This is a genomic window from Bowmanella pacifica, assembly GCF_014645355.1.
Lineage (GTDB): Bacteria > Pseudomonadota > Gammaproteobacteria > Enterobacterales > Alteromonadaceae > Bowmanella > Bowmanella pacifica.
Window position 1 is genome coordinate 134,856 of sequence record NZ_BMLS01000003.1, and the last position, 26,082, is coordinate 160,937.

Genomic DNA, 26,082 nt, shown 5'->3' on the forward strand with positions numbered 1-26,082 from the left:
ACTAGAGATGAGTATAAAACTCCCAGTTTCGCGTTAAGGACTTGCCGGTGGCGTCTTGTAATACCAATACCAAGCGCCACTGCATATTCGGTTCACTGCAACTGCCTAAATAGCTAACGGCAGTAATAATCTGGCCGTTTTGCTGTTCTGCAATGACGGGAATTCGGCCCATATACATATTCACCCCTTCTATATGAGCGCTTATCAGTGCGCTCCCCTTAGGTAAGTGAAGTGAAACAGCCAAAGGCTCTTCAATAGGTATGGGTTTAGGGGACAGGCCGATAGAGCCGGGCTGCCCCGCCACATTAAACTCGCAATCGCCCTGCTGCAACTGGCACGGTCCACTTTGCTGACTTAAGGATTCAGTGCGGTTCACCAGGTAAGTAATAAGTAGTATCCCGGCCAGCAGGCCGCCGCTCACTATCAGACCCAGATGATTCTGTTTTGACACTTGTTACTCGTCCAAATGCGAAGGGCGCAAGTTTGGATCATTGACCAGGATCAATCAAGCTGTGTTTAGGCTATCTTTTACGGGTCAAAAACCTTATCATTCGCGCTCGAAGGCCCGTCAAATATAAGTTTTGTATCAATCCTTTACCGGAAACTCTGAGACAGAACTTATATTGGCGGTTTCGAGTTTTTTACCTAATGTTTAACGGGTGATAAAACGTACCAACAGCAGCGGAAGAACCAAGACGATGAGTGAAACCAGTCGAGCACATCCCGAATACAATTATAAAGTAGTGCGACAATTCGCCGTCATGACGGTGATTTGGGGAATTGTCGGCATGACCGTGGGCGTATTAATCGCCTCTCAATTAATCTGGCCAGAGATGAATTTTAATACACCCTGGCTAACCTACTCGCGATTAAGACCACTGCATACCAATGCAGTTATCTTCGCATTTGGTGGCTGCGCTCTGTTCGCCACTTCTTACTATGTCGTGCAGCGCACCTGTCAGGTGAAGCTGTTCAGCGACAAATTAGCCTCTTTTACCTTCTGGGGTTGGCAAGCCGTGATTATTGCGGCCGTAATCAGTCTGCCGCTGGGTTTAACTTCCTCCAAGGAATACGCGGAGTTAGAGTGGCCCATCGATATTCTGATTACCCTGGTGTGGGTGGCCTATGCGATTAACTTCTTCGGCACCTTAGTGGTCCGAAAGACATCGCATATCTACGTGGCCAACTGGTTCTTTGGTGCCTTTATCCTGACGGTTGCCGTTTTGCACATCGCCAACAGCATGGTGGTACCGGTGTCCTTCACCAAGTCATACAGCCTGTATGCCGGCACAGTGGATGCCATGGTGCAATGGTGGTACGGACATAACGCAGTAGGTTTTTTCCTGACCGCAGGTTTCCTGGGCATGATGTATTACTTTGTACCCAAACAAGCCGGTCGTCCTGTGTATTCTTACCGTTTATCTGTTGTGCACTTCTGGGCGCTGATCTCCCTGTATATCTGGGCCGGTCCGCACCACTTGCACTACACTGCCCTGCCTGACTGGGCACAGTCTGTGGGTATGGTAATGTCAGTTATCCTGTTTGTTCCCAGTTGGGGGGGCATGATCAACGGTATCATGACCCTGTCCGGTGCCTGGCATAAACTGCGCACTGACCCCATCTTGCGCTTCCTGATTGTATCTCTGTCATTCTATGGTATGTCGACCTTCGAAGGTCCGATGATGGCCATTAAGACAGTAAACGCCCTGTCTCACTATACCGACTGGACAGTGGGTCACGTTCACTCAGGTGCATTGGGTTGGGTTGCGATGGTTTCAATTGGTTCCATCTACCACTTAATTCCGATTCTGTTCGGCCAACCTAAGATGTACTCCACTAAGTTAGTCAACGTGCATTTCTGGTTAGCCACTATCGGTGTTGTATTGTACATCGTAGCCATGTGGATCTCTGGTGTTATGCAGGGCCTGATGTGGCGTGCAGTTAACACTGACGGTACGCTGACATATACCTTCATCGAAAGTATTGAAGCTTCCAAGCCGTTCTACTTTGTGCGCTTCCTGGGCGGCATATTCGTTGTCGCAGGTATGCTGATTATGGCTTACAACTGCTATCGCACCATCAAGGCGCCCAAAGGCAGTCTGCAAGCTGAAGCACAACCAGCATAAGGGAACGCAGTATTATGAAAAACGTACATGAGATAGTAGAAAAAAATACCGGCTTGCTGGTGGTGATGATTCTGGTGGTTATCAGTTTTGGTGCGCTAGTGGAAATCAGCCCGCTGTTGTTCCAGCGCCAAACCACTGAACCGGTAGAAGGCCTGAAGCCTTATACCGCTCTGCAACTGGAAGGCCGTGATATTTATATCCGCGAAGGCTGCGTTGGCTGTCATAGCCAGATGATTCGTCCGTTCCGTTCAGAAACCGAGCGTTATGGTCACTACTCAGTAGCCGGTGAAACCGTATGGGAACACCCGTTCCTGTGGGGCTCCAAGCGTACTGGTCCTGATCTGGCCCGTGTTGGCGGTCGTTATAGTGACGAATGGCACCGTGTTCACCTGATGGATCCTCGCGCTGTAGTACCAGAGTCCAACATGCCTGCTTTCCCGTGGCTGGCGGAAAACACTCTGGACGGTGAGCTGACCGCTAAGAAGATGGAAGTCTTCCGCGATTTCGGCGTGCCGTACACAGACGAAGATATTGCTGGTGCTCAGGCTGCCGTTAAAGGCAAAAGCGAAATGGAAGCGCTGATTGCTTACCTGCAATCTTTGGGCACGGCACTGAAATAACATGGACCAGATAACAGTCAATATCATCTGGACTTTGGCCATATTAGTTATATTTATTGCCATTGTGCTGTGGGCCTACAGTAAACGCGCCCAAAAAGGCTTCGAAGAAGCGGCAAACCTAGTGTTTGACGATGACAAGCCATCAGCCGAGGCAAACAAAAAGCGGGAGTCATCTAACAATGAGTAGCTTTTGGAGTATCTGGATCTCCGTCATTACTTTGGGGACCATTCTGGGATGTTTCCTTCTACTACGCTGGTGTCTTAAAAATAAGACCGGTGTAAAAGAAGGTGACGATATGCACCACGAATTTGACGGTATTGTTGAAATCAACAACCCGTTACCTCGCTGGTGGACCATCATGTTCTACGCCACTATCGTTTGGGGCTTTATCTACCTGGCACTGTACCCTGGTTTAGGTAACTTCAAAGGCCTGCTTGGCTGGGAAAGTTCTAATCAGGATATTCGTAGCCTGGCAGAGTCAAAAGCCGCCCATGCGGAAGATTTGGCCAATGGCAGCCTGAACGAATACAGCCGTGCTATGGCCGCTGCAGAAGAGCGCTTTGGCCCTATCTTTGAAGCCTATGCTCAGCGTAGCGTGGAAGATTTGGCTACCGACCAGGAAGCCCTGAAAGTCGGTCAGCGTTTGTTCTTGCAAAACTGTTCGCAGTGTCATGGTTCAGATGCCCGTGGTCAGCGCGGTTTCCCTGACCTGACCGATAACGATTGGTTGTATGGCGGTAACCCTGCGCAAATCAAAGAAACCATCATGCAAGGCCGCCACGCTGCCATGCCTGCCTGGGTTGATTCTTTGGGCGAGCAAGGTGTTAAGGAAGTAGTGGCTTATGCACTGTCCTTAAGCGGCCGTAAGGTAGATCCTGTTCTGGCTGATGCTGGTAAAGCACAGTTTGCCGTGTGTGCAGCCTGTCACGGTCAAGACGGTAAAGGTAACTACGCCTTTGGTGCCCCTGACCTGACGGACAACATTTGGTTGTACGGTGGCAGTGAAATGGCCGTAACAGAAACGGTTACCCATGGCCGTAATGGTGTGATGCCTGCCTGGAAGGACATTCTGGGCGAGAACAAGATCCATCTTGTTACGGCATACGTTTACAGCTTGTCGCAAGACCAGTAACGTCTGACGTATTAGTCTATGTAAAGCCCCGCAATTGCGGGGCTTTTTTGTAAGCTAAAGGCAGATATTTTTTGTCCCGGCAGGTAAAATGCGGCTTTTATTGACCTGGCGCATGCACCTAGTACCGGCCGCCGGTAGAATGCAGGCGTGAATTTGTAACCCTTCAAACTAGAGACGTTATGAGTCAAACCCCTCCCCCCTGGTATAAGCAGTTTTGGCCATGGTTTTTAATCGCCATTCCCGTTACCTCAATCATCCTCAGTACTAAAATGCTGATGCTGGCCCTAGGTGGCAATGACAGTATGGTGATTGATGATTATTACAAGGAAGGTAAAGGTATCAATATGAATCTGGATAAGATTCAGCATGCCCGCGACTTGGGTATTGATGTTCGCCTGCAGTTCAGTGACGAGACGGTGCAATTATCTTTTGCCGCCGGCGCCCCTGAAACCGGCGCAGCCTTATCCTTGTTTTTCCAACATCCAACCCTGGCAGATAAGGATTTTCAGTTGTTACTGACGCAAAATGCCGCTGGCGTATTCAGTGGCGCGCTTTCAGAGCCCCTGTCAGGCAAGTGGAAACTCACCCTGGAGCCTTTTGATAAGTCCTGGCGTGTGTCGCAGGATATTGGTTTACCCCAAGCCTCCCCAGTCGTTTTTCGCCCTTAAGTAGGTAACGTCGTTGATCTGTTTTCATTGTCACCAAGAGGTAACGGAGCAAGGACGTTACCATGCCAAGGTACTGGGCGAATCACAGCCCATGTGCTGCCCGGGCTGCCAGGCTGTCGCTGAAGCCATCGTTGCCAATGGTTTGGAAGATTATTATAAGTTTCGCACCGAACCTGCGGAACGTGCAGATGGCATGCCCAATGACTTGTTGGAAAAGCTCAAGTTGTTTGACCAGCCCGAACTGCAAGAAGAGTTTGTGGTTAACAAAGGCAAAGATAATCAGGTTCAGTTGAGTCTGGAGGGCATCAGCTGTGCAGCCTGCGCCTGGTTAATTGAGAAAAAACTGGCCAAGCTGCCCGGGATTAAACAGATCGCAGTAAACGTTAGTGCCAGACGCGCACTGGTGAGCTGGTATCCAGAGCAACTTGCCCTAAGTGGTATTCTGGCGGCCATTGAAAACATTGGCTACCACGCGCAACCTTTCCACCCCAAACAGCAGGAAGAGCAGTTTAAGAAAACCGAGCAGTCCTACTTAAAACGTATTGGCTTGTCGGGCTTGATGACCATGCAGGTGATGATGATCGCCGTAGCCTTGTACTTTGGGCTGTTCGGTAATCTGGATGAGGACATTCGCCAGTTTATGCATTGGGTGAGTTTGACCTTGTCCGTCCCGGTCGTACTGTATTCAGGTGCCATCTTCTATCAAGGTGCATGGCGCGCCTTGCGCTCAGGTTCAGTAAATATGGATGTGCCCATTAGTGTGGCGATTTGGGCGCTATTTATTGCCAGTGCCAAAGCCACCATCATTGCTCAGGGTGAAGTCTTCTTTGAATCGGTTTGTATGTTTATCTTTTTGCTGCTTATCAGCCGGTTTCTCGAACATAAATCCAGACATAAAGCGGCACAAATTTCAGCCAATATGAGCAAGTATATTCCCGTGACCGCCACCTTACTGGAAAACGGTCAAGCCTCAGATATCCTGGCGAAGCTATTAAAGGTTGACCAACTGGTGCTGGTCAAAGCGGGTGAAACCATTCCAGTGGATGGCGTGGTCATTGATGGCACCAGCCATGTGGACGAGTCGATGCTGACCGGTGAGTTTGAACCCGTTAATAAAAAAGCCGGCGATGAAGTATTCGGTGGTGCCCTTAACCAAAGCGGTAGCCTGACGATTAAGGTGCTCAGACCGCTCAAGGAAGCCATGGTCAGCCAGATCCTGCGTTTACAGGATGAGGCGCTACTGAATAAACCGGCCATCGCCCAGCTGGCAGACAGAATATCCAGCTATTTTGTACTGGCGGTGTTAGCCATCTCCGCTCTGACCTTCTGGTATTGGCATGCTCAAGGTAATGTGGATGCCTTTTGGATCACCGCCTCGGTGTTGGTCGCCACCTGCCCTTGTGCGCTGGGTCTGGCCACACCTTCTGCACTCACGTGCGCCATGGCAAGACTTAACCGACAAGGTATCTTGCTAAAGCGGGCGGACTTGCTGGAGTCATTAACCAGCATAAATATGTTGGCCTTTGACAAAACCGGCACCCTGACCGAAGGAAAATTCAGTATTCAGCGCACGGTGAACCTGTCTTCCTTACCAGAACAACAGATATTGGAAATAGCGGCGGCATTGGAGATGCACTCAGAACACCCTCTTGCCAAAGCCTTTAATCATTATCAGGTAGAGCCTGCCACCCACGTTGAGATTATCGCGGGCCTTGGCCTTTGTGGAGAAGTCAAAGGCATACACTACCAATTAGGAAGTTCGCATCTAATCAAGCATGGGATTCCTGCTGCGTTAACAGATTGCAATGTGTTGTTAGCCGATGCCGAGCAGGTATTGGCCGGCTTTGTGCTAACCGATCAGGTACGCAGTGACGCCCTGAGTATGCTGGAAGACCTCAAAGGTTATGAGCGCTGTATTATTAGTGGTGACAGCCAGCACAATGTAGAAAAAATTGCCGAACAACTGCAAATCACTAAGCTATACAGCCAATGCCGACCTGAACAAAAGCTGCAAACCGTCCAAACCCTACAACAACAGGGTCACCAGGTGTTGATGGTGGGCGATGGGATAAATGACACGCCGGTGCTTGCGGCTGCTCAGGTGTCAGTCGCAGTGGGTGGCGCCAGCGATTTGGCAAAAAATGCGGCCGATATCATTCTGATCAATCCCACCCTGACGTTGTTGCCCGAGCTGTTCAAAATGGCCCAGCGCACCAAGCAGAAGATTATGCAAAACATGGCGTGGGCGTTGGGGTACAATGTGTTGGTGCTGCCTTTGGCGGTGTCGGGTTATCTTACCCCTTGGTTAGGCGTGATAGGCATGTCACTGAGTTCCATCATCGTGGTGGCCAACTCTGTTCGATTACTTAAGGCAGATGCGTAATGGGCATTTTGTATATTCTGATCCCACTTGCCATTGTTATAGTGACAGTGGCCATTTTGATTTTCTTCTGGGCGGTTAAAGCGGGTCAGTTTGAAGATCTGGAACGCCAGGGACACAATATTTTATTCGACGACGACAAAGAACAGGGGAACAAGGAACGCCAGCCGCGTGACTGAGTTAAGCCTGTTTTCAGCACTATTGCTGGGCCTGGCCGGCAGCGTACATTGTGTTGCAATGTGCGGTGGTATTGTCAGTGCATTGAGCTTTTCTACCCCATCCCACAAGCCTGCCCTGCCCTATGAGCTGGGCTACCACTTCGGGCGATTATTCAGCTATGCCCTGGCAGGCGCAATTACCGGTGGACTGGGCACACTGTTTTCACACCAGGTGTCCGGGGGCATCGCTATTTTAACCACCCTTAGCGCGCTCTTCTTATTAGCCATGGCCTTGTATATAGGTAATTGGTGGCGAGGTCTGTCGTGGCTGGAAAAACAAGGGGCCAGGTTATGGAAACCTCTGGCGCCCTTGTCCAAACGTTTTATCCCCTTTCGCCACCCTCTTGCCGCCGTGCCTTACGGTATGATTTGGGGATGGCTCCCCTGTGGCCTGGTGTACTCCACACTGACATGGAGTCTGGCCAGTGGCTCGTGGTTAAACGGCGCTGTCACCATGTTAATGTTTGGACTGGGGACCTTGCCGGCGTTGTTAACCCTGGGACGATTCAGCCAACATCTTCGGCCGCTGTTGAATCATCCTCGCAGTCGCCAGATCATTGCCGTTCTATTAGCCACTTTTGCACTTTGGCTACTGATATCCCCTTATTTATCAAAAGCCACAGATTAATCAGGATAGAAGCGAATTCCCTTTAACCACGGGTAAAAAATGCTAAGCTAACAGCCTGTTTGTCTGTTAAACCGTTCGACCATGAATCAACACCGTGAATGTACCATCAGTTGTCAGAATTGCAGTATTAGTCAGCTATGCCTGCCCTTTACGTTGAATGACAATGAACTGGATAAGCTGGACAACATTATTCAACGTAAGCGTCCGTTTCAGAAAAATGAACGCTTATTTCAGTCCGGCGACAAGCTGAGCAGCTTGTACGCTGTACGCTCTGGCTCGTTCAAGAGCTTTGTACTTGCGCCCGACGGTGAAGAACAAATAACCGCCTTCCACTTGCCCGGCGATATTATTGGCTTTGATGCCATTGTTAATCAGCAACATAAAAGTTTCGCCCAGGCATTGGAAACCTCCATGGTATGCGAAATTCCGTTCCAGACGATGGAAAGTTTGTCTGGCGATCTGCCACGCTTGCGTCAGCAAGTCATGCGTTTGATGAGCCATGAAATTCAGGCCGATCAGGATATGTTCATGTTGCTGAACAAGCGCACCGCAAACCAGCGCCTGGCGCATTTTCTTGCCCACCTGGGCGAGCGTTACCATGACCGGGGATTTTCTGGCAGCCAATTCAGATTGAGCATGACCCGAGCAGAAATCGGCAACTATCTTGGACTCACAGTAGAAACCATCAGCCGTCTGCTGACCAAGTTTCAGAAGCAAGGCTTGATCAGAGTTGATGGTAAGTTCATTACCATCGTTGAGCCCAAACTGCTCAAGGATAATCAGGACAATGGTGTGGCGGTCAGCTGATCGCCATATATCGTAAAGGACGTTGATCTGGCACAAAGCGGTAAGTCGGTTATCTGAACTAGACTTAATCGAGTCGGAATAAAAGCAAAGAGGCAATGATGAACTACAAAAAATTGTTGGTAGTGATTGACCCAACCACAGAACAACAAAAAGCCCTGAAGCGTGCTCTGCTAATTGCTGAGAAAACCGGGGCCAGTGTCACGGCCTTTTTGTCTATTTACGATTTCTCTTATGAGATGACTACCATGTTGTCGGTTGATGAGCGTGAAACCATGCGTCAGGCTGTGGTAGACGACAGAACTGAATGGCTGACCGAGTTGTTGGCTAAACAAGTGAAGTCATCTTCCCTGGCTGTTGATGCTAAAGTGGTTTGGCACAACCGTCCGTTTGAAAGCATTATTTACGAAGCCATCGAGCAAGGCTTCGACTTAATTGTAAAAGGTACCCATGAACATGGTGGACTTAAATCGGTCATTTTTACCCCCACCGACTGGCACTTGATGCGAAAAGCCCCGGTTCCGGTACTGCTGGTAAAAGAACATGACTGGCCTGAGCAAGGACAGATTATTGCCGCCGTTAATGTGGGCACAGCAGATGAAGAACACAGTTCGTTAAACCAGAAAGTCACGCATACTGCGCTGGAGTTTGCCCGTACTCTTAATGGCCAGGTTAATCTGGTGAACTCCTATCCCGGCACACCAGTAAATATCGCCATAGAGATCCCTGAGTTTGATCCTGGCAGTTTTAATGAATCGGTGCGTAATCATCACAATGATGCGATGAAAACCTTTGCCAGCACCCATGGTGTTGCCCCGCAACATTGTTTTGTGAAAGAAGGTTTACCTGAGGATGTTATCCCGGCTGTGGCCAAGGAGGTAGATGCTGAATTGGTGGTTATCGGCACCGTCGGTCGTCATGGAATTTCGGCAGCGCTTATTGGTAATACCGCTGAGCATGTTATCGATATGCTGGATTGTGATGTACTGGCCGTGAAACCCGATGGCTTTGTCAGCCCGTTACAAAAATAAGCCCAATAGGTTAAACAAGCCGCCGCTTGGCGGCTTTTTTGTGCACAATCTCCCGTTCTACTGCCTTAACGTTGAGATGGACACCTACCCAGAAGCACCACAGAAACACTGTAACTTGACGTTAAGCCGGGTATAATCCCGCCCTCATTGCAGAGGTAGCCTATGACCCCATTAGACGAACTGAGCGCTAAGCAAAAGTACAGCTTCAATAAACTTCAAAAACGCTTGCGGCGCTGTGCCGGAAAAGCCATTGAAGATTTCAATATGATTGAACATGGCGACAAGGTGATGGTGTGCCTGTCCGGTGGTAAGGACAGCTATGCAATGCTGGATATTTTGCGATATTTACAGAAAGTAGCGCCTATTCGCTTTGATTTAGTGGCTGTGAATCTGGATCAGAAGCAGCCGGGTTTTCCTGCGCATGTGTTGCCCGAGTACCTGGATAGCCAGGGGGTTGACTACCAGATAGTCAATGAAGATACCTACAGCATTGTGAAAGAGAAAGTGCCGGAAGGAAAAACCACCTGTTCGCTTTGCTCCAGACTACGCCGTGGGATCTTATATCGCACCGCGACAGAGCTTGGCGCGACGAAAATCGCATTAGGCCATCATCGGGATGACATGCTGGAAACGTTGTTTCTAAATATGTTTTATGGCGGCAAACTTAAATCCATGCCCCCAAAACTGGTCAGCGATGATGGCAAGCAAATGGTGATACGACCACTTGCTTACTGTGCAGAAAAAGACATTGCCCGTTATGCCGAACTCATGGCCTTCCCTATTATTCCTTGCAATCTTTGTGGCTCACAAGAGAACCTGCAACGTAAGGTAATAAAACAAATGTTGCAGCAGTGGGATAAGCAACATCCGGGGCGCATAGAAAACATGGCCAGAGCCCTGCAAAGTGTCACGCCTTCGCACTTAGCTGACCCCAACCTGTTTGATTTTGTTGGTTTAAAAACCCAGGATCAACCCTATGAAGGGGGAGATATCGGCTTTGATCAGCCAGAGGTGGAGAGTCAGCCGCAGCGGGATGAAGCACAACGTCTTCAGATAGTACAACTGACTTGATTTAATGGGGAGGTGTATCCTCCCCATTCTACTTATTTGGTGATAGCGGTAATACGATAAGGTTTAGCGCCAAAGGCTAAACGCTGAGCTGAAGCGCTATCCAACCACTCCTTATCAAGTCGCAGCTCGCCATTCTCAATACGTAAAGTCGGCTCCAATCTGTCATCAACCCGCACCGTGCTCTGTGTTTGCTCAGGAAAATGCAATACCAGCCCCTGGACAGACGGCATCATAAAGGACAGAAAACTGCCCATGCTGTCAAAAAACTCTGCGTACTGTTCATGGAGCATCTTGAGCTCCGCCAGATCGTAACTACTCTTCAAATATTCAGGCTTCGTTTCCAGCTGTACCGACATATCACAGAGATTGACCGGTTCGGTTAGTTCAAAACGCGCCACCGCTTTCGCTAGTCTCAGGGCTTTTTCAGACGGCACGGTAAAACGCTGTTCTTGCGTCACCTCAATGGGGATATCCATTTTCTGGGTATGCAGGTAGGCCGATTCTATATGGCACATTTTTTTGCTCTGATGGTGCATAAAACCAAAAGCAAACTGCAATGCAGATAACTCGTCCTTATCCAGCTTCTTTGTATGGCTGTAAAGGGTTGAGTACTCTAGTTCCAAAGGCTCTGCAATCGCAGGTAATGCCGATGTAATGGCCAGCAGGCCGACAATCATTGCTCTCATGAAGTTAAATATTTCCTGTTTGTACGGATCATATGCAGTAATTCGTCGATATAATCCTGTCCACGTTCCGAATAGCTCATCAAGCCTTCTACCAGGTATTCAGCGGTAACCGTCTGCTGGTTGCGACGTAATCCGGCCCGAATACCACGCAACTCACTGTATGCGTAATGGCTGTTGATATTAGTCAGATAAGCTTTCACGGCGTGAGACAGGTCCTTAAACTTAGCCACCTCGTGACCAGCATCATCATCACGTTGTTTCGGCACAAAGCCACAGCCCTTGCGAAAACACCACATGCCGAAAAAATTAAACCCCTGTCTGGCAAAACGCGACGTTCCCCAAGCGGATTCATTAGCCGCCTGCACCAGGACTAATTCCACCGGAACAATATCGACCCGGCGCAGTAAACGGTTAATGCCGTCAACGTCGCTTGGTACTGAATCTAGTTTGTAGGCTTGACTGAGTTTGGCCAGCTTAGTTTTCTGATAGCGACTAAGTGGTAGTCCATCGATCATTTTCTGGCGTATGGCTTGCAACAAATTGCGATCATTGAGAATGATTTGATTGTGATATTCAACCGCCGGGCGCAGATAATCAAAGAAGGCCTGTTTTTTCTCGTCCACATTCTCGTAACGGGCAAAATCAGGCACAGGCTGGTGCAACTGCTCTGGGGCCGGAAGCGACAGCTCGGGCTCCTGGGATAAGAAAGGATAAAGCAGTGCAAAGCCTACCACGGCAAAGAATAATCCCTTTGCCCACTGATTTAATTTAGGCATGAAAAATCGATTCGCCACCTTGAGATACTCCATTTTGGCCTGTCAAACGGACAGCAACACCGAATATATCTCTGTATAGCACGCCTTTCATGTTGTAGTAAAAAGGCCCAACCCAAATAAACGCGATGCCAAAGGTGGCGATCACCAACACAAACAGCAAGGCAAAGAGCAGATACAGTAAAACAAACTGCTGCCATTTAAAGCACACCACGCGAATTGATACGAATATGGCCCTGAGTGGGGTCATGCCCTTTTCAACCACCAAAGGTAGCGTGAAACTACAGGCAATCATTAAAAACAGACCGGGGACAATGAACAACAGCAGACCTAGCTCTACTAGCAGGCTCACCAGCAATGCGCTGAGCGATAAAATCAGGGCTTTGGGTAAAAAGTGAAAAAGGTGTGTAGGACGAGATTGCCCACCAACCGCATGATTCACGCCCATCATCATCAGCCCGGTAATTAAAGGGGCTGTCAGCAAGGTTAACAGGATCTCTGTCATCAATTGAACATTGGGGGCCATTAAGTCCAGGCCCTTAAACTGCGCAAGGTTGGCAAGTATCAGCACCGCCAGTAAGGCCAGGGAAAATACCAGCAACATGGCCTGCACCATCACCCATTTAGTTTTCTGAGTGAGATCCCATGCTTCATTGACCAAAGCTTTAAGGTCCAGGCTGTAGTCGCCGGACAGGGCCTTTTCCAGGCTGCCCCCCAGTATCAGTGTCTTGTTCTCTTCCAAACCTTGTAACCTTACGCGAATTAAACCTGCTTATGATACCAGTTGTTCGTCCCGTCGGGCGAAGACCTTGGGCTTAAAAAAGCTTGTTTGTACAAATAACCGCCTAAGCTTTTAGTAGCAGAGCCTAATGCTCAGCCAGCCAGCACCAACCGAACAGCCAGTGCGATGAGCAAGCCCCCCATTATGCGGTCAAACCAATAGCCTTTACTTTGCAAAAACGACCGCACCGCGCCGGAGCCTAACAGAAATGATAAGGCGACAAACCAAAGCCCGGTTGCCAGCGCCAGATAGACGCCATAAACCAGTTTAATCTGCATCGGCGTGTTGACTGAGATGACCACGGCAAACAATGACAAGAAAAATAGCGTCGCCTTAGGATTTAATCCATTGGTGATAAAACCAATAACAAAGGCTTTCTTATCTGATAACTGCCCTGACTTGTGACTTCCTTGTGCGTTCGCTCCGCCATGACTTCCCAGGGCTTTAACACCAATATAAGCAAGATACGCCGCGGCGGCGTAAGTTAAGACGGTAAACAACCAAGGGGTGGTTTGAATAAGCAAACCGATGCCGAGCAATGAATAGGCAACGTGCAACAAAATGGCAAGGCCAATACCAACACTGGTATATATCGCTGCCCGCCTTCCATAGCTGACACTGTGTTTCAGTACTATCGCAAAATCGGGGCCAGGGCTGGCCACCGCCAATAAGTGAACGGTGGCAATAGTTATAAACTCCAGCCAATAAGGTTGTAACTGCGCTAACATTGATTCTGACTCTTACCTGCCAAGATTGCCGATACATAGTCAGGCACCAATACTGTCGCCCTGCCCTGATGTTTTTCTGCAAACTGACTAGGACTGGACTCTAGATTCAGCTCCACCGTGTGCGCGCCGGCCTGAATAGCTTCATTAACAAAGCCAGCCGCTGGATATACGTTCCCCGAGGTACCGATAGAGATAAACAAATCGGCATGCCATATGGCATCCACAATTTGTTCCATAAACAGTGGCATTTCACCAAACCAGACAATATGGGGACGCAAAGGTTTGGCGGGCTGACAACAGTGGCACCGATCTTGGCCATCGAAGGTGCTATGCATATCCATAATTTGTTGACTATGGGTGCATCTGGCCTTCAACAATTCGCCATGCATGGCGACCATGTTCTGGCTACCGGCTTGCTGATGGAGATTGTCTACATTTTGAGTGACCAGCAAAAATTGTCCTTCACAGGCCTTCTCCAAGGCTACCAGAGCATGGTGAGCGGCATTAGGCGATACATTGCCATTTAACAATTGCTGACGTCTGGCATTATAAAATGCATAGACTAATTCAGGATTAGCCGCGAAGGCTTGCGGGGTAGCCACATCTTCTACTCGGTGGTTTTCCCACAATCCATCATTATCACGAAAGGTTTTTAAGCCGGATTCAGCGGAGATTCCCGCCCCGGTCAGTACAACAATATTTTTATATTTCATTTAGTGTGCGTTGAGTTGGCGTTGTGTTGATTCTCTGACCACCAATTCGGGTTCAAAGTGCTGATGCACCGTTTCCACTTTGCCCTTACCTGCACGTTGCAGCATGATTTGCGATATAAGCAAGCTGGCCGCTTTTTTAGCTATCAGGTTAGTAGGCTGTGCCGCTGTGGTGAGCTTTGGCCAGGTTTGACGGGAGAACGGGCTATCCTCAAATCCCGCAATAGACAATTGCTCAGGAACCGACACATTTGACAGCCGCGCAGCAAACAAGGCACCAGCGGCAATTTCATCGTTACAGGCAAAAATAGCGCTCGGCGGTTTATCCAAAGCCAATAAATGCTTGGCGCCCTTTACCCCGGACTCAAATGAGTACTGACCGTCGTAGACATAATCAGGCACAATATCGATATTGGCATCTTCCAATGCCGCCTTATACCCGTTCAAACGCTCATCGGTAGAACGGTGTCCCTTGTCCCCGCTGATAAAAGCAATATCGCGATGGCCAAGATCAAGTAAATGCCGGGTAATTTGATAAGCCGCCTCATGATCGTGAACAAAAATACAAGGCGTAGCTTCGGGTTTATGTCCCGACCCTGAAATAATGCGCACAAATTGGATGTCCAATTCAGCCAACGAATTCATCACATCGGGCATTTCCGACAACGGCGGTGATATCACCAACCCGGCTAACTGAGATTTGGTCACCATGTTTTTCAGCTCTTCACATATTGTTGGGGAGCTGGCATTACAAGGGTGAATAATAAGTTCGTAACCTTTATCTCTACACTCGGCCAAAATACCGTTTTGCATATCAATAACGTAATAGGCGTTGGGGTTGTCATACACATATCCCATAGTGTAAGAACGCGTCCCTGCCAGGTTCCTGGCCGCCAGATTAGGTTCATATTTGAGTTCACGAATGGCAGCCGAGACCTTCTCCACCGTGTCCGCGCGGACAGATGCTTCTTTATTAATGACTCTGGAAACCGTTTTTATTGATACGCCCGCCAGTTGGGCAACATCTTTAATTGTTGATTTCATTTGGTTTCTCTCAGCTCAATTGGCGGTTAGTAAACATGATGTGTGGCATAAATTCCAGTGCTTTGCGCGCTTCGTAGAAGGATCTTTGCTGTCATCTTCAATGATCACTAAAGAGTTAACTTAAGATAACTACCTTATTACCTTTTTTTCTAATCTATTTGACAGCATTACTGGCTTGTTACCTGAGCAGGAGTCCTGTCACTTTGTATTTACATTAAGAAGCCCCACTTGTAACCACATTGTAAAAAACTGGTTGCTATGCACAAAATTCTCATGTAGCTTTATTTAATGACAACGCTGTCATCTGGTTGTTACAGCGATTGTCATTTTAAATAAAAACAAATGACAACGTTGTCATTTAAACAATTCAGCTTCATGAGAGGGCATCATGACTTCAACCAAACTCAATAAGATCACGCAGGGGCTTAAGCTGGCTCTGGTCGTGGGCGCAACCTTCAGTTCTCAACAACTGATTGCACAAGAAAATGCAGGAGCTACTGCATCCGAAGATGTTGAAACTATCCAAGTTAGGGGCTTACGGGCTTCTCAAGTAGCAAACCTCTCGAATAAGAGGTTTGCCGATGGTGTTGTAGACTCAATCACCGCTGATGACATAGGTAAGTTGCCAGACGTTACTATAGCTGACTCCTTGCAACGAATTCCTGGCGTTCAAATAAGACGTTCATCTGGTGAAGGGGCTACTGTAAATATTCGCGGTATGGCCCAAGTTGGCACCATGTTAAATGGGGAAGAATTTTTAAGCGCTGGAGCTATAACAACATCTCAACCAGATTTCACTGACATTCCATCGGCACTTGTAGGTGGTATGGATGTTCGTAAATCAGCAGAAGCAGATGTTTTATCAAACGGTATTTCAGGCTCAATTGACCTTAAAACCAGACGACCGTTCGATTTGGAAGAGGGGCTAACATTTGCGAGTTCCGCTGAATTCAACAGAGGTTCATACACAGAAGAAAACGATGGCCGCTTCACTGCGTTTGCAGGCTACAACACAGATAAGTTTGGCGTTGTCGTGTCGGCTTCTTATGATGAGAGCACGCTGGCTAACTATCGCTACGGTCTGATGCATGAGGGGTGGGCATTTTTCGGTGCAGAAGGCCCGGCTGTTGATGAAGGTGTTGGATGTCGCTGGGGTTGTAAGAGCGAAGACACAAAAGTCGATGTCAACGGTGACGGTGACTACAACGACATGTACTTGCACGGCGTAGACTTTGGTAACGTAAGTCGTCGTAGCTTGCGTGAAAGAACAGGTCTGAGCACCACAATTCAGGCACAGCTTACTGATACCATGCGGTTAACCGCTGATGTATTTTATACTAAGCTTGACGATGTCGATCACCAATATGGTTTAATTGCAGATAATGCTTGGTCTGATTACCTTTGGATGGAGCCCCTAAATGCAGAACTTCGGGGCACTGGGGCAAGTACAGGTTTAGACGCTTATGTCGCAACTCAAATGACATTGAATGCTCCCCGGGTTAACGCATACACGGAAGCGCAGACTAATGACCGAGAGTCCCTGAACATCAACCTTGAGCTTGACTTCGAAATAACAGATAAGCTTTCAGGTTCTTTTAGGTATCTAAGGGGAGATGCTGAGCGCAGCCACACTGAAAACGTGGCTCAATCTTATCTTACTGATGGCAGTGCGCATAATTTAAATCGCAGAACTGAAGATGTATTTGAACCTGTTAACGTGAACGGGTATTCAGGCCGTATTCCTCTGGGTTATGACGTTTCTGGTGATCACCCTACTCTCAGCTTCCCGACTATTGACGGTGAGGCATTTGGTTCCAACCTGGAACGCTACAACATGGTCTCAACCTACTCAGAAAATAACTTTACTGAGAAAGGTGATCTAAATGTACTGCGTTTTGATGGCAAATACGATTTTGACTATGGTGACCTTACCACTGTTAAATTTGGTGTTCGTGGCTCTAAAAGGGAAGTAGAAAGGGATACCTATATACTGCTTGCGCCTTTTTCCGGTATCAACGGTGCAACTGGGCTGGAAGAAACCCAGTACGTTATGTGGAAGGATATTGGTGAAGCCGCTATTGATACTAACGGTGATGGCCAGCGCAGTACGACAGGCGGTGATATCAGCTTAGGTCAACCAAATAGATTGGTAAATTTTGATCCATCTTGGATTATTCAGTCCAGTGACTTCGGGCCGGTAAACTCTGGTAGTTTCTATTTCGTAAACCCCGAGATGATGGAAGATAACATTGCGTTCCAGAACGCATTCTATCCAGGAAACATCAAAGCAACTAACCCCAATGATTCTTATAAAGTTGAGGAAGACAATATTTCGGCATACGTCCGCGCTGATTTCAGTGGAGACAATTACCGCGCTAATGTAGGTTTGAAATATTTGAAGATGGATTTGACCGTACGTCAGAATGAGCTTGGCGATGCTATTTGTATATTGTGTGCCGGAGGATCAGCTGACGCGGGCGATATTATTACTGAAAAATCTTACGACTATATTCTACCCTCGGTTAACTTCGCAGTAGACCTTTCTGATGATTTGATTCTAAGGGGTGCATATGGTGAAAATGTTTCACGTCTAGACTTGGGGAGACTAGGACGAGGATTGTCCGTTGGTCGCTCTCGTGCTGGTGACCGTGCAGACGATCTAGGTGTGTCACCGGATCTGCAAGTTGCTATCCAGGGTTCTCTTAATGGAAATCCAAACCTGAAACCTTGGAGTTCAACGAACTTTGACTTAGGGTTAGAGTGGTACTTTACTGAGTCAGCTTTATTGAGTGTAAATGCATTCAATATGAAGATTGATTCGTTCATAGTTTCCGGTAACTCAATGATGGGGCTACCTGACGAAGATGGCGTCATTCGTCGCCAAGTCTCCGTAACAGGTGAGCAGAATGGTCAAGGTGGTTCAATTGACGGTCTGGAGTTCTCCTATCATCAGGCTTTCGATTTCCTTCCTGACTTATGGCAAGGTTTGGGGGTATCGGCAAACTACACTTATGCCCCGAGTGATAGTGGAAACGTAGACTTTTATGGTGCGCCACTCCCAATGGTTGACAACTCAGAACGCTCTGCCAACTTGGTATTGTGGTATGAACACAATGGGCTCCAACTTCGTTTAGCTGGTAACTATCGTAGTGAGCGACTTGCAGCAATGAATGCTACTGGTGGTAACGTTGGTACACCAGGTAACGACCTACCACTGTGGACAGAAGCGACTACCTATCTCGACTTTTCTGCAAGTTATGACATCAATGAAAACTTTTCCGTTTACGGTGGTGTAAGTAACATTACAGAAGAATATGAGAGCAACTACCTTCAGTGGTCTGACTTTACGTTATCACAGAATATCTATGAGCGTCGATTGACCCTAGGTATTCGTGGCAGGCTGTAAATTTACTGTCTAACATTTAAATGTCGGCCCCGCTTTGCGGGGCTTTTTCATTTTTTTGATTATAGAATGTCAACATGAAAAAAAAGAACAAAATTATTGTACTTGGTGGTGGAACAGCCGGTTGGATGACAGCTCTGATTTTAGCGACAAGCTGGAAGAAGTATGCTGTCGATATTACGCTGATTGAATCTGACAAAATCAGTACAATTGGAGTGGGAGAAGGGTCAACACCAGCATTAAGAAGATTTTTTGAGCACATCAATGTCCCAGAATCAGAATGGATGCCTGAATGCAACGCAACATATAAATGTGGGATTACTTTTAACAATTGGTCCAGAAAACCAGGGTTTGAGAACTATTTCCACCCATTTCCATCGGAACTGGACAGCCGTTATACACCATATTTTTTTAATATGTGTCATAAAAGCATAAAAGATAAGACTGTAGGCCCTCACCCCAACCAGTTTTTTCTAGCAAGTTATTTGGCAGCTAATGATCTAGCACCTTTAGCGAATGAAAACTTTCCATTTTTATCAACTTATGGGTATCACTTTGATGCGGGCTTACTTGGGAGATTTCTCAAAAAAAAGGCCCAAAAACTTGGTGTTACATGTATTACAGCAACCATTGAGCATGTTGAAAAGAATACAGATGGTTATATAGAGACACTGGTGACTAAGGATGGAGAATCTTTCTCTGCCGACTTTTTTATAGACTGTTCGGGATTTGCATCTGTGCTGATGGAAAAATCCTTGGGAGTTAAGCATATCTCATACTCTAAACTGCTTCTAAATGACTCTGCGGTAACATTTGCGACCAGTATGAATAATAGAATACCTTCGCAAACTTATTCTTCAGCATTGAGTTGTGGCTGGGCTTGGAAAATCCCTCTTACAAATAGATTTGGGAATGGTTATGTTTATAGTTCCGCACATTCTGATGCTAAGGCGGCTGAACAAGAATTGAGAGAACACTTACAAATAGGTAAGGATCAAGAAGCGAGACATCTTAAAATGAGAGTGGGCAGACTGGAAAAAATGTGGGAGAAAAACTGTCTTGCTATAGGGCTATCACAAGGCTTTGTTGAGCCATTGGAGGCAACGGCTTTGTTAGTTGTGCAGCAATCGGCTGCAATTTTTTGTCAACTCTTTGAACGGGGACGTTTCACATCTGCCTATAAAGATGAGTACAACCTCAAGATTAATCAACTAATTGACGGCATTAAAGACTATATTGTCGCTCACTACGTTACTAATACTAGGAAGGACAGTAGCTACTGGCTGGATAACAACTGCAACATCAGTAACGTATCTGATTCACTTGGCTCAATATTAGAGTGCTGGAAAAGTGGCTCTTCTATTCAGGACGAATTAATGAAACAGAAAATAGAAAATATTTATCCTGCATTTTCTTGGTATTGTTTATTATCTGGGATGGGCCAATATAACAGCGAAGATATTCCTACTGCATCAACTGCCATTTCAAATATCAACAAGTTTTATCAAAGTTGTTCGCTTAACTATCAGGATCATCGGGTAAAACTTAATATTCCATACTAAATCTCTTTCTAGTTAATAATGCCTTTCTATAAGTATTAATTTAAAAATTCGCAGTCAAAAGTAAGTAGATTAAAAAAGCAAGCTACTTAACCATGTATTTAGGGCAGTTTCCTGCCCTATTTATAAGTTAGTAGTAATGTACACTATTTGTGATATGCACTACATCTTTGTAGCTGTGCACACAGGCACCCACAGAGCGATATTGTGTCATCACTATACTGCCCCATCGATAATAGTTCTGAACAAATTCCCAAGTACAATCTTCCCCACTAGGTGGAGATGCGGCTTTTACAGTGCTATCAGTTGCAGTCACAGTAAAAGATGAAATTGATGCCAATGCAAAAAAAGCTGCATTTACAACATTTTTTTAAAATTCTTCATAAAGTTTCCTTCTTCATAATGCATACAATCAGAGTGTTTGCATACTAATATCTCTATTCCACTAAGATGCTGGATTATTAAGGCGGCTGCCTATTAAAAACCAACATAATAAAACTACTTGGCATTGTCATTATTGTCAAATATTAAGGTTTTTTTAGATTCACCCATTCTTAACATGGACATTTTTATAGTTTTATCAGGAGAATGATTTAGCATTCGAAGGGTAATATCTTAAATAATATGACTACAACGGAAGAAAATATTATAACGTTGGGATTTCATCTGTTTGAGAGTGCCACTTAAGCCTTCCTGGACAGATAGGGTTAGAATAAAAACTAAATTAAGCTTTTACCTAAAAAAAGAGGAGGCATAAAAGCGCCTTTACGTATTAAGGAGCCGAACAGAAATTAGCTAGGCACTCCTGATAGAATTGATTAAATAGCAGCTCACTTGTCGCGCAAGCAGAACCTCCACCGATTCTATCAAACCAAGCTTGCTGTTGCCTTGCATAGCGTTTGCAATCTTCTTCACAAGTAATTGCCGTTGCTGATACAGACAAAAGGGCTCCGCCACGTTGTTAACCACCCTCTACATCGACTGCGATAAGGTTTAAAGCAATGTCACCTACCACATCCCTGCAGAACAAAACATTTGCAACAGAATACATCTTTGTTAACATAAATGACAGCGCTGTCATTTATCAAAAAATATACAACCCGCAGCAGGGTGATTAGCAACAATAAGGATACCGACCTTGTCAGGATTCAAACTTTCGCGAATAGCCGTTGGTCTTTCCGTGCTTAGCAGTATGGCTACTGCTCAAGCGTCGTCTTTAAATCAAACTGAGTTAGACGCACTGGGTGAAAACCTGGCGGTGACTTACCATGTCATCAGCAATACTGACGCGACTGGATGCAGTGAGACCTTGGGTGGCGGTAAATGCTTTGATGCCAAAATTTCATTAACACTTCCCAATGATGCAAAGGCGTCTGGCTGGAAGATCTATTTCAGTCATACCACCCCTATCCAGCGTGATAGCAGCGATTTATTTGATATTGAGCATATTAATGGTGACTTGCACACCATTAAGCCAACCCCAGAATTTACCGGCTTCAAGGCCGGTCAAACCTTGGATATTCCACTTAAAGGCACATTCTGGCTGGCGGCGGCGTCTGATCAGATGCCCAATTATTACTTGTTTGCCGATGGACTGCGGCCGGTGATTATTGACAGTACGCGGGAAATTCGCGATCAGGACAGTCAATTAACTTATAACCAACATGTGGCTCCTTTATCTTCGCCGGAGCAGTATCGTCGCAGTGAGCAGGATAAACTGCAATTAGCAGATGCAGCCTGGTTGTTTGACCACTATCAGCAGGCCAACGCCGCACAGGGTGATTCTCCCGCGCGTATTATTCCTGCCATTAGCAGCACCACACTTTCTGGGGATAAGCTGGACTTGCGCAAAGGATTGGCCATTACCTCCACTGACGTCATCGACCACGCCCTGTCCCGCCTTGCTGCTAAGGGGATTAACAGCAATCCCACAGGCATCAAGGTATCTTTTGAGGATGATCTGAACCTGGCCGTTGATGCCTATGTGTTAACGGTGGAAAAAGATGCCATCACCATCCGCTCGGGCAGCGGCAGCGGCCGCTACTATGCGTTGACCAGCTTGTCTGCGCTGGCGAAGGAAGGGCAAGTTCCCACCGGGGTCTACCAAGACAGTCCAAGATACCCGTTCCGTGGTATGCACCTTGATGTATCGCGCAATTTCCACAGCAAAGATATGGTGTTACGTCTGCTTGATCAGATGGCCGCGGTTAAACTGAATAAACTGCACTTCCATCTGGCCGATGATGAAGGCTGGCGTCTGGAAATCCCTGGTTTGCCTGAGCTTACCGAGATTGGCGCATACCGTTGCCATGATCCTTCAGAAAGCCAGTGTTTGTTACCCCAGTTAGGCAGTGGCCCGCACCGTGATGCGCCGGTAAACGGCTATTACAGCGTCGCTGACTATAAAGAGATACTGGCCTACGCTAAGGCACGTCATATCGACGTTATTCCCTCCATGGATATGCCCGGCCACTCACGCGCCGCCACCCGTTCCATGATGGCCAGATACAATAAATACATGCAGCAGGAAAAACCCGAGCTGGCGAATGAATATTTGCTCACAGACTTACAGGACACCACAGTGTATTCGTCTGTGCAGTTTTATAATGACAATACCATTAACCCCTGCCTGCCCTCTTCTTACCGATTTGTCAGTAAAGTGCTGAATGAAATCAATAAGATGCACGAGGAAGCAGAAATGCCTCTGAGTCGCTATCATGTAGGCGCAGACGAAACAGCTGGGGCGTGGAAGGAATCCCCTGCTTGCGCCACTATTATTGCCGAACAAGGAATTGACGACCCGGAGCAACTCACGGCTTACTTCGTCGAGAAAGTCACCAAAATCGTCAATGCCATGGGGATAACGGCAGGCGCCTGGAGTGATGGTCTTAGCCATGTGGAGCAGGAAAAGCTCGCTCCCCGTATCCAGGCCAACATCTGGGATGCCTTGTTCTGGCAGGGACACAATAGAGCACAAGACTTTGCCAACCGGGGCTGGGATGTGGTGCTGTCGATTCCCGATGTGCTGTATTTTGATTTCCCTTATGCTGTTGACCCACTAGAGCCTGGCTACTACTGGGCGTCACGTAATACCGACAGCTTTAAGATTTTCCGTTTTATGCCAGATAACCTGCCGGCTCACGCCGAATTCTGGCCTGACAGAATGGGAAGCCCTTTTACCGCCAAAGATGACTCGCCGCTTAAGCCCGGTGCCAGCTTTATCGGTATGCAAGGTCAGTTATGGAGTGAAACCGTCAGAGACGATCAGCGTACAGAGTTTATGATCTATCCCAGGTTGCAAGTCATGGCTGAGCGCGCGTGGCACAAAGCGGATTGGGAACTGGACTATGTAGCAGGTCGTGAGTATGGCCCTGCCACCTCTTATTTTGACCAAAGCCAACAAGATAAACTTCGCAAAGACTGGGCAGCATTCAGCCAGGCCCTGGTAAACCAGGTACTGCCTCAGATGGCCGATAACGTGATGTTTCGTCTGCCGCCGCCCGGAGCCAAGTTGATTGATGGTAAGTTACATGCCAATAGCCTGTGGCCCGGTCTGACCATAGAGTATCGGCAAACCGGTGGTAAATGGACAGAATATCGCCAGCCGGTACAGGTAACCGGAGAGGTTGAGTTAAGAACCCGTTTTTCCGGCATGCAGCGTAGTAGCCGTATTATTCCGGTGAACTAAAAGTATGAAAAAACTTTACCAAATGATTACAAAACAAAATGACAACGTTGTCATTTCTTTGATAGGCTACGGTTTCGCTGGTCAACCTGTAAAAGGCATGACCTGTTCCGATTTGTTAGAAGGTAATGTGTAAATGAAGAGGCCGGAAAAACTCTACCTCGGTATTGATGGTGGTGGCAGCAAATGCAAAGTCTTGCTGGCTGATGAACACGGACAGGCACTCGGTACAGGTATCTCTGGTCCAGCCAATCCTAATCAGGGATTAGACTTGGCCATTAACTCCATCATGGATGCCACAGAGCAAGCGCTACATGCCGCCGGCTTCGCTTCCAGCATGGTTGATCAGCTTATCGTTGGCGCCGGCCTTGCCGGTGTGAATTTGCCTAAGTATCGCCTTATGTTGGAACAGTGGGATCACCCTTTTACTCAGTTCCACATTACCACCGACCTGCAAATCGCCTGTATGGGCGCCCATAACGGTATGGAAGGTGCTGTGATTATTGCTGGCACCGGCTCAATAGGCATGGCCCATGTCAATGGGCAGACCCATGAGCTGGGTGGCTATGGCTTTAGCGTCGGGGATCAAGGTAGCGGTGCCTGGATGGGAATCACTGCTATCAAGCAAGCTTTGCAGGCGCTGGATGGTTTGCTGCCTAACAGCGATCTGACACAGCGTGTACTGGACTTTACCCAGTGCCGCAATGCCCAGGAGTTAGCACAACAAATGGCTAACCTTAAGCCATCGGCCTATGCCAAGTTGGCGCCCCTGGTCGTCGAACAAGCCGCATTAAAAGATACCCTGGCGCTGGACATCGTATTAAACGGGGCGGATTACATCAGCCGCCTAGCGCGAAAACTGTTAACCTACAACCCGCCCAGACTGTCGATGATTGGCGGTCTGGCACCACGTATCCAACCTTGGCTGGATGAAGATGTTCGCGAACGGGTCGAACCTGCCATACAGCCACCGGAAAACGGGGCAATTCTATTTGCTCAACAACAAGCCTTAGTAAGTGAGAAAGCTTAATGTCAACCAGTATCATGGCCCAAGAAGCCGCTGAAACACCAAATCGAGTCAGAAGCCAGTTAGTAGATAATCAGGAGGCCTGCTATCAGCTGGGTCAACGTATCCGGCTGTTTGATCCCGCCTTCGTGTTGATGGTGGGACGAGGTTCATCTGACCACGCTGGTGTGTTCGCCAAGTACCTGATTGAAATTGAAACCGGTACGCCGGTTACTGCGTCTGCGCCATCCGTGGCGAGCGTATATGGCAAAGAGCTCAAGCTCAAGCAAGCCTTGGTTATCGTTATCTCTCAGTCGGGTCGAAGCCCCGACATTCTGGCCCAAGCCAAAGCGGCTAAAAATGCCGGTGGCTTAGTGGTAGCCTTGGTTAACGACACCACTTCCCCGCTTGCCGAAATGGTAGATTTTGTGCTGCCTTTAAACGCCGGGGCAGAAAAAGCCGTAGCGGCAACCAAGAGCTACCTCTGTACGTTAAGTGCATTACTGCAAATGGTGGCCTACTGGAAACAAGATAAGGAACTGATTGCAGCCCTGGAACAGCTACCAGACGCCTTGCAACAAGCCATTGAAGCACCGGTTCAATTAACCGCAGATTTTGTCCGCGACCTGAAACACTGCGTTGTGCTGGGTCGTGGTTTTGGTTATGCCATCGCCCGTGAATTGGCACTTAAACTAAAAGAAGTCTGCAGCGTACACGCTGAAGCCTTCTCCAGTGCCGAATTTTTGCATGGTCCGGTCACTTTGGTACAGAAGAAACTGGCCGTGGTAGATCTGACCATTGAAGATGAGTCTTTGGATGCTCACCGTCAGCAAATCGATGAAGTTGGCAGCCGCGGAGCTGTGCTGTGTCATATGACACAAACCACTAAAGACGTTCACCCGCGTTTGGCACCTTTGACTCTGTTACAACGCTTTTATTTAGACGTTGAACAGGTTGCACAGCAACTGGGTTATGACCCGGATTCACCTGTTGGCCTGAATAAAGTCACGCAAACGTTGTAATTAAGG

General features: G+C 47.6%; 23 protein-coding genes. 16 read left to right on the plus strand and 7 right to left on the minus strand.

All coding sequences use genetic code 11. From position 1 onward, the window contains the following. Position 1: 1 nt before the first annotated feature. Positions 2 to 451, minus strand: coding sequence for a hypothetical protein (locus IEX02_RS10640; RefSeq protein WP_188694511.1), 450 nt, complete (start codon positions 449 to 451; stop codon positions 2 to 4). A gap of 247 nt (positions 452 to 698) precedes the next feature. On the opposite strand from IEX02_RS10640, the gene ccoN reads away from it, so the two are divergent. The 11 genes from ccoN to ttcA all read left to right on the plus strand — a co-directional run bounded on the left by ccoN (position 699) and on the right by ttcA (position 10,679). After that, the gene (ccoN, locus tag IEX02_RS10645; protein WP_188694514.1) at positions 699 to 2,126 is read left to right on the plus strand and encodes a cytochrome-c oxidase, cbb3-type subunit I; all 1,428 of its coding nucleotides are present in this window, start codon (positions 699 to 701) and stop codon (positions 2,124 to 2,126) included. 14 nt (positions 2,127 to 2,140) lie between these two features. Beyond that, complete coding sequence (gene ccoO / locus IEX02_RS10650) at positions 2,141 to 2,746, plus strand: cytochrome-c oxidase, cbb3-type subunit II (RefSeq protein WP_188694517.1); 606 nt, start codon at positions 2,141 to 2,143, stop codon at positions 2,744 to 2,746. 1 nt (position 2,747) lies between these two features. Continuing rightward, entirely contained in the window at positions 2,748 to 2,933 is a 186-nt protein-coding gene (locus IEX02_RS10655) for a cbb3-type cytochrome oxidase subunit 3 (protein ID WP_188694520.1), read from the plus strand. Further along, entirely contained in the window at positions 2,926 to 3,879 is a 954-nt protein-coding gene (gene ccoP, locus IEX02_RS10660) for a cytochrome-c oxidase, cbb3-type subunit III (protein ID WP_188694523.1), read from the plus strand. The genes IEX02_RS10655 and ccoP overlap by 8 nt, the downstream gene beginning before the upstream one ends. 179 nt (positions 3,880 to 4,058) lie before the next feature. After that, on the plus strand, positions 4,059 to 4,547 hold the full coding sequence (locus IEX02_RS10665; RefSeq protein ID WP_188694527.1) for a FixH family protein: 489 nt from the start codon (positions 4,059 to 4,061) through the stop codon (positions 4,545 to 4,547). Between the two features lie 13 nt (positions 4,548 to 4,560). Continuing rightward, on the plus strand, positions 4,561 to 6,930 hold the full coding sequence (locus IEX02_RS10670) for a heavy metal translocating P-type ATPase (RefSeq protein WP_229702187.1): 2,370 nt from the start codon (positions 4,561 to 4,563) through the stop codon (positions 6,928 to 6,930). Further along, positions 6,930 to 7,106, plus strand: coding sequence for a cbb3-type cytochrome oxidase assembly protein CcoS (ccoS, locus tag IEX02_RS10675; RefSeq protein WP_188694529.1), 177 nt, complete (start codon positions 6,930 to 6,932; stop codon positions 7,104 to 7,106). The genes IEX02_RS10670 and ccoS overlap by 1 nt, the downstream gene beginning before the upstream one ends. Beyond that, on the plus strand, positions 7,099 to 7,773 hold the full coding sequence (locus tag IEX02_RS10680; RefSeq protein WP_188694532.1) for a sulfite exporter TauE/SafE family protein: 675 nt from the start codon (positions 7,099 to 7,101) through the stop codon (positions 7,771 to 7,773). The genes ccoS and IEX02_RS10680 overlap by 8 nt, the downstream gene beginning before the upstream one ends. Positions 7,774 to 7,854: 81 nt before the next feature. Beyond that, positions 7,855 to 8,580 (plus strand): fumarate/nitrate reduction transcriptional regulator Fnr, encoded by a 726-nt coding sequence (gene fnr / locus IEX02_RS10685; protein WP_188694535.1) that lies wholly within the window; start codon positions 7,855 to 7,857, stop codon positions 8,578 to 8,580. 95 nt (positions 8,581 to 8,675) lie between these two features. Beyond that, complete coding sequence (gene uspE, locus IEX02_RS10690) at positions 8,676 to 9,608, plus strand: universal stress protein UspE (protein WP_188694538.1); 933 nt, start codon at positions 8,676 to 8,678, stop codon at positions 9,606 to 9,608. 162 nt (positions 9,609 to 9,770) lie between these two features. Beyond that, a complete protein-coding gene (gene ttcA, locus IEX02_RS10695) occupies positions 9,771 to 10,679 on the plus strand; it encodes a tRNA 2-thiocytidine(32) synthetase TtcA (RefSeq protein WP_188694541.1) in 909 nt (302 codons plus the stop codon). 32 nt (positions 10,680 to 10,711) lie between these two features. Here ttcA and IEX02_RS10700 read toward each other — a convergent pair whose 3' ends face one another. The 6 genes from IEX02_RS10700 to IEX02_RS10725 all read right to left on the minus strand — a co-directional run bounded on the left by IEX02_RS10700 (position 10,712) and on the right by IEX02_RS10725 (position 15,401). Next, a complete protein-coding gene (locus tag IEX02_RS10700; RefSeq protein WP_188694544.1) occupies positions 10,712 to 11,365 on the minus strand; it encodes a DUF2987 domain-containing protein in 654 nt (217 codons plus the stop codon). Next, entirely contained in the window at positions 11,362 to 12,141 is a 780-nt protein-coding gene (locus IEX02_RS10705; protein ID WP_188694548.1) for a glucosaminidase domain-containing protein, read from the minus strand. Before IEX02_RS10705 ends, IEX02_RS10700 begins: the two co-directional genes overlap by 4 nt. Continuing rightward, on the minus strand, positions 12,134 to 12,880 hold the full coding sequence (locus tag IEX02_RS10710) for a hypothetical protein (protein WP_188694550.1): 747 nt from the start codon (positions 12,878 to 12,880) through the stop codon (positions 12,134 to 12,136). Before IEX02_RS10710 ends, IEX02_RS10705 begins: the two co-directional genes overlap by 8 nt. Before the next feature lie 131 nt (positions 12,881 to 13,011). Continuing rightward, positions 13,012 to 13,647 (minus strand): LysE family translocator, encoded by a 636-nt coding sequence (locus IEX02_RS10715; RefSeq protein ID WP_188694553.1) that lies wholly within the window; start codon positions 13,645 to 13,647, stop codon positions 13,012 to 13,014. Further along, on the minus strand, positions 13,641 to 14,360 hold the full coding sequence (cobB, locus tag IEX02_RS10720; RefSeq protein WP_188694556.1) for a Sir2 family NAD+-dependent deacetylase: 720 nt from the start codon (positions 14,358 to 14,360) through the stop codon (positions 13,641 to 13,643). Before cobB ends, IEX02_RS10715 begins: the two co-directional genes overlap by 7 nt. Next, positions 14,361 to 15,401: a LacI family DNA-binding transcriptional regulator gene (locus IEX02_RS10725; protein ID WP_188694559.1), complete on the minus strand. Its 1,041-nt coding sequence runs from the start codon at positions 15,399 to 15,401 to the stop codon at positions 14,361 to 14,363. 388 nt (positions 15,402 to 15,789) lie between these two features. Between IEX02_RS10725 and IEX02_RS10730 the strand changes: the two genes are divergently transcribed. From IEX02_RS10730 to nagB-II, 5 genes are all read left to right on the plus strand, one after another. Next, positions 15,790 to 18,807: a TonB-dependent receptor gene (locus tag IEX02_RS10730; protein ID WP_188694562.1), complete on the plus strand. Its 3,018-nt coding sequence runs from the start codon at positions 15,790 to 15,792 to the stop codon at positions 18,805 to 18,807. 74 nt (positions 18,808 to 18,881) lie between these two features. Continuing rightward, entirely contained in the window at positions 18,882 to 20,366 is a 1,485-nt protein-coding gene (locus IEX02_RS10735) for a tryptophan halogenase family protein (protein WP_188694570.1), read from the plus strand. A 1,135-nt stretch (positions 20,367 to 21,501) separates the two neighbouring features. Continuing rightward, positions 21,502 to 24,051, plus strand: coding sequence for a family 20 glycosylhydrolase (locus IEX02_RS10740; RefSeq protein ID WP_188694572.1), 2,550 nt, complete (start codon positions 21,502 to 21,504; stop codon positions 24,049 to 24,051). A gap of 133 nt (positions 24,052 to 24,184) precedes the next feature. Continuing rightward, positions 24,185 to 25,078, plus strand: coding sequence for an N-acetylglucosamine kinase (nagK, locus tag IEX02_RS10745; RefSeq protein ID WP_188694574.1), 894 nt, complete (start codon positions 24,185 to 24,187; stop codon positions 25,076 to 25,078). After that, positions 25,078 to 26,076, plus strand: a complete 999-nt coding sequence (nagB-II, locus tag IEX02_RS10750) for a glucosamine-6-phosphate deaminase NagB-II (RefSeq protein WP_188694576.1) — start codon at positions 25,078 to 25,080, stop codon at positions 26,074 to 26,076. The genes nagK and nagB-II overlap by 1 nt, the downstream gene beginning before the upstream one ends. Positions 26,077 to 26,082 lie beyond the last annotated feature (6 nt).

What these genes read in the sequence shown, in the direction of transcription:
- ccoN (WP_188694514.1), top strand. Translation starts at nt 699, where the DNA reads ATGAGTGAAACCAGTCGAGCACATCCCGAATACAATTATAAAGTAGTG.
- ccoO (WP_188694517.1), top strand. Translation starts at nt 2,141, where the DNA reads ATGAAAAACGTACATGAGATAGTAGAAAAAAATACCGGCTTGCTGGTG.
- IEX02_RS10655 (WP_188694520.1), top strand. Translation starts at nt 2,748, where the DNA reads ATGGACCAGATAACAGTCAATATCATCTGGACTTTGGCCATATTAGTT.
- ccoP (WP_188694523.1), top strand. Translation starts at nt 2,926, where the DNA reads ATGAGTAGCTTTTGGAGTATCTGGATCTCCGTCATTACTTTGGGGACC.
- IEX02_RS10665 (WP_188694527.1), top strand. Translation starts at nt 4,059, where the DNA reads ATGAGTCAAACCCCTCCCCCCTGGTATAAGCAGTTTTGGCCATGGTTT.
- ccoS (WP_188694529.1), top strand. Translation starts at nt 6,930, where the DNA reads ATGGGCATTTTGTATATTCTGATCCCACTTGCCATTGTTATAGTGACA.
- fnr (WP_188694535.1), top strand. Translation starts at nt 7,855, where the DNA reads ATGAATCAACACCGTGAATGTACCATCAGTTGTCAGAATTGCAGTATT.
- uspE (WP_188694538.1), top strand. Translation starts at nt 8,676, where the DNA reads ATGATGAACTACAAAAAATTGTTGGTAGTGATTGACCCAACCACAGAA.
- ttcA (WP_188694541.1), top strand. Translation starts at nt 9,771, where the DNA reads ATGACCCCATTAGACGAACTGAGCGCTAAGCAAAAGTACAGCTTCAAT.
- IEX02_RS10700 (WP_188694544.1), bottom strand. Translation starts at nt 11,365, where the DNA reads ATGAGAGCAATGATTGTCGGCCTGCTGGCCATTACATCGGCATTACCT.
- IEX02_RS10705 (WP_188694548.1), bottom strand. Translation starts at nt 12,141, where the DNA reads ATGCCTAAATTAAATCAGTGGGCAAAGGGATTATTCTTTGCCGTGGTA.
- IEX02_RS10715 (WP_188694553.1), bottom strand. Translation starts at nt 13,647, where the DNA reads ATGTTAGCGCAGTTACAACCTTATTGGCTGGAGTTTATAACTATTGCC.
- cobB (WP_188694556.1), bottom strand. Translation starts at nt 14,360, where the DNA reads ATGAAATATAAAAATATTGTTGTACTGACCGGGGCGGGAATCTCCGCT.
- IEX02_RS10725 (WP_188694559.1), bottom strand. Translation starts at nt 15,401, where the DNA reads ATGAAATCAACAATTAAAGATGTTGCCCAACTGGCGGGCGTATCAATA.
- IEX02_RS10730 (WP_188694562.1), top strand. Translation starts at nt 15,790, where the DNA reads ATGACTTCAACCAAACTCAATAAGATCACGCAGGGGCTTAAGCTGGCT.
- IEX02_RS10735 (WP_188694570.1), top strand. Translation starts at nt 18,882, where the DNA reads ATGAAAAAAAAGAACAAAATTATTGTACTTGGTGGTGGAACAGCCGGT.
- nagK (WP_188694574.1), top strand. Translation starts at nt 24,185, where the DNA reads ATGAAGAGGCCGGAAAAACTCTACCTCGGTATTGATGGTGGTGGCAGC.
- nagB-II (WP_188694576.1), top strand. Translation starts at nt 25,078, where the DNA reads ATGTCAACCAGTATCATGGCCCAAGAAGCCGCTGAAACACCAAATCGA.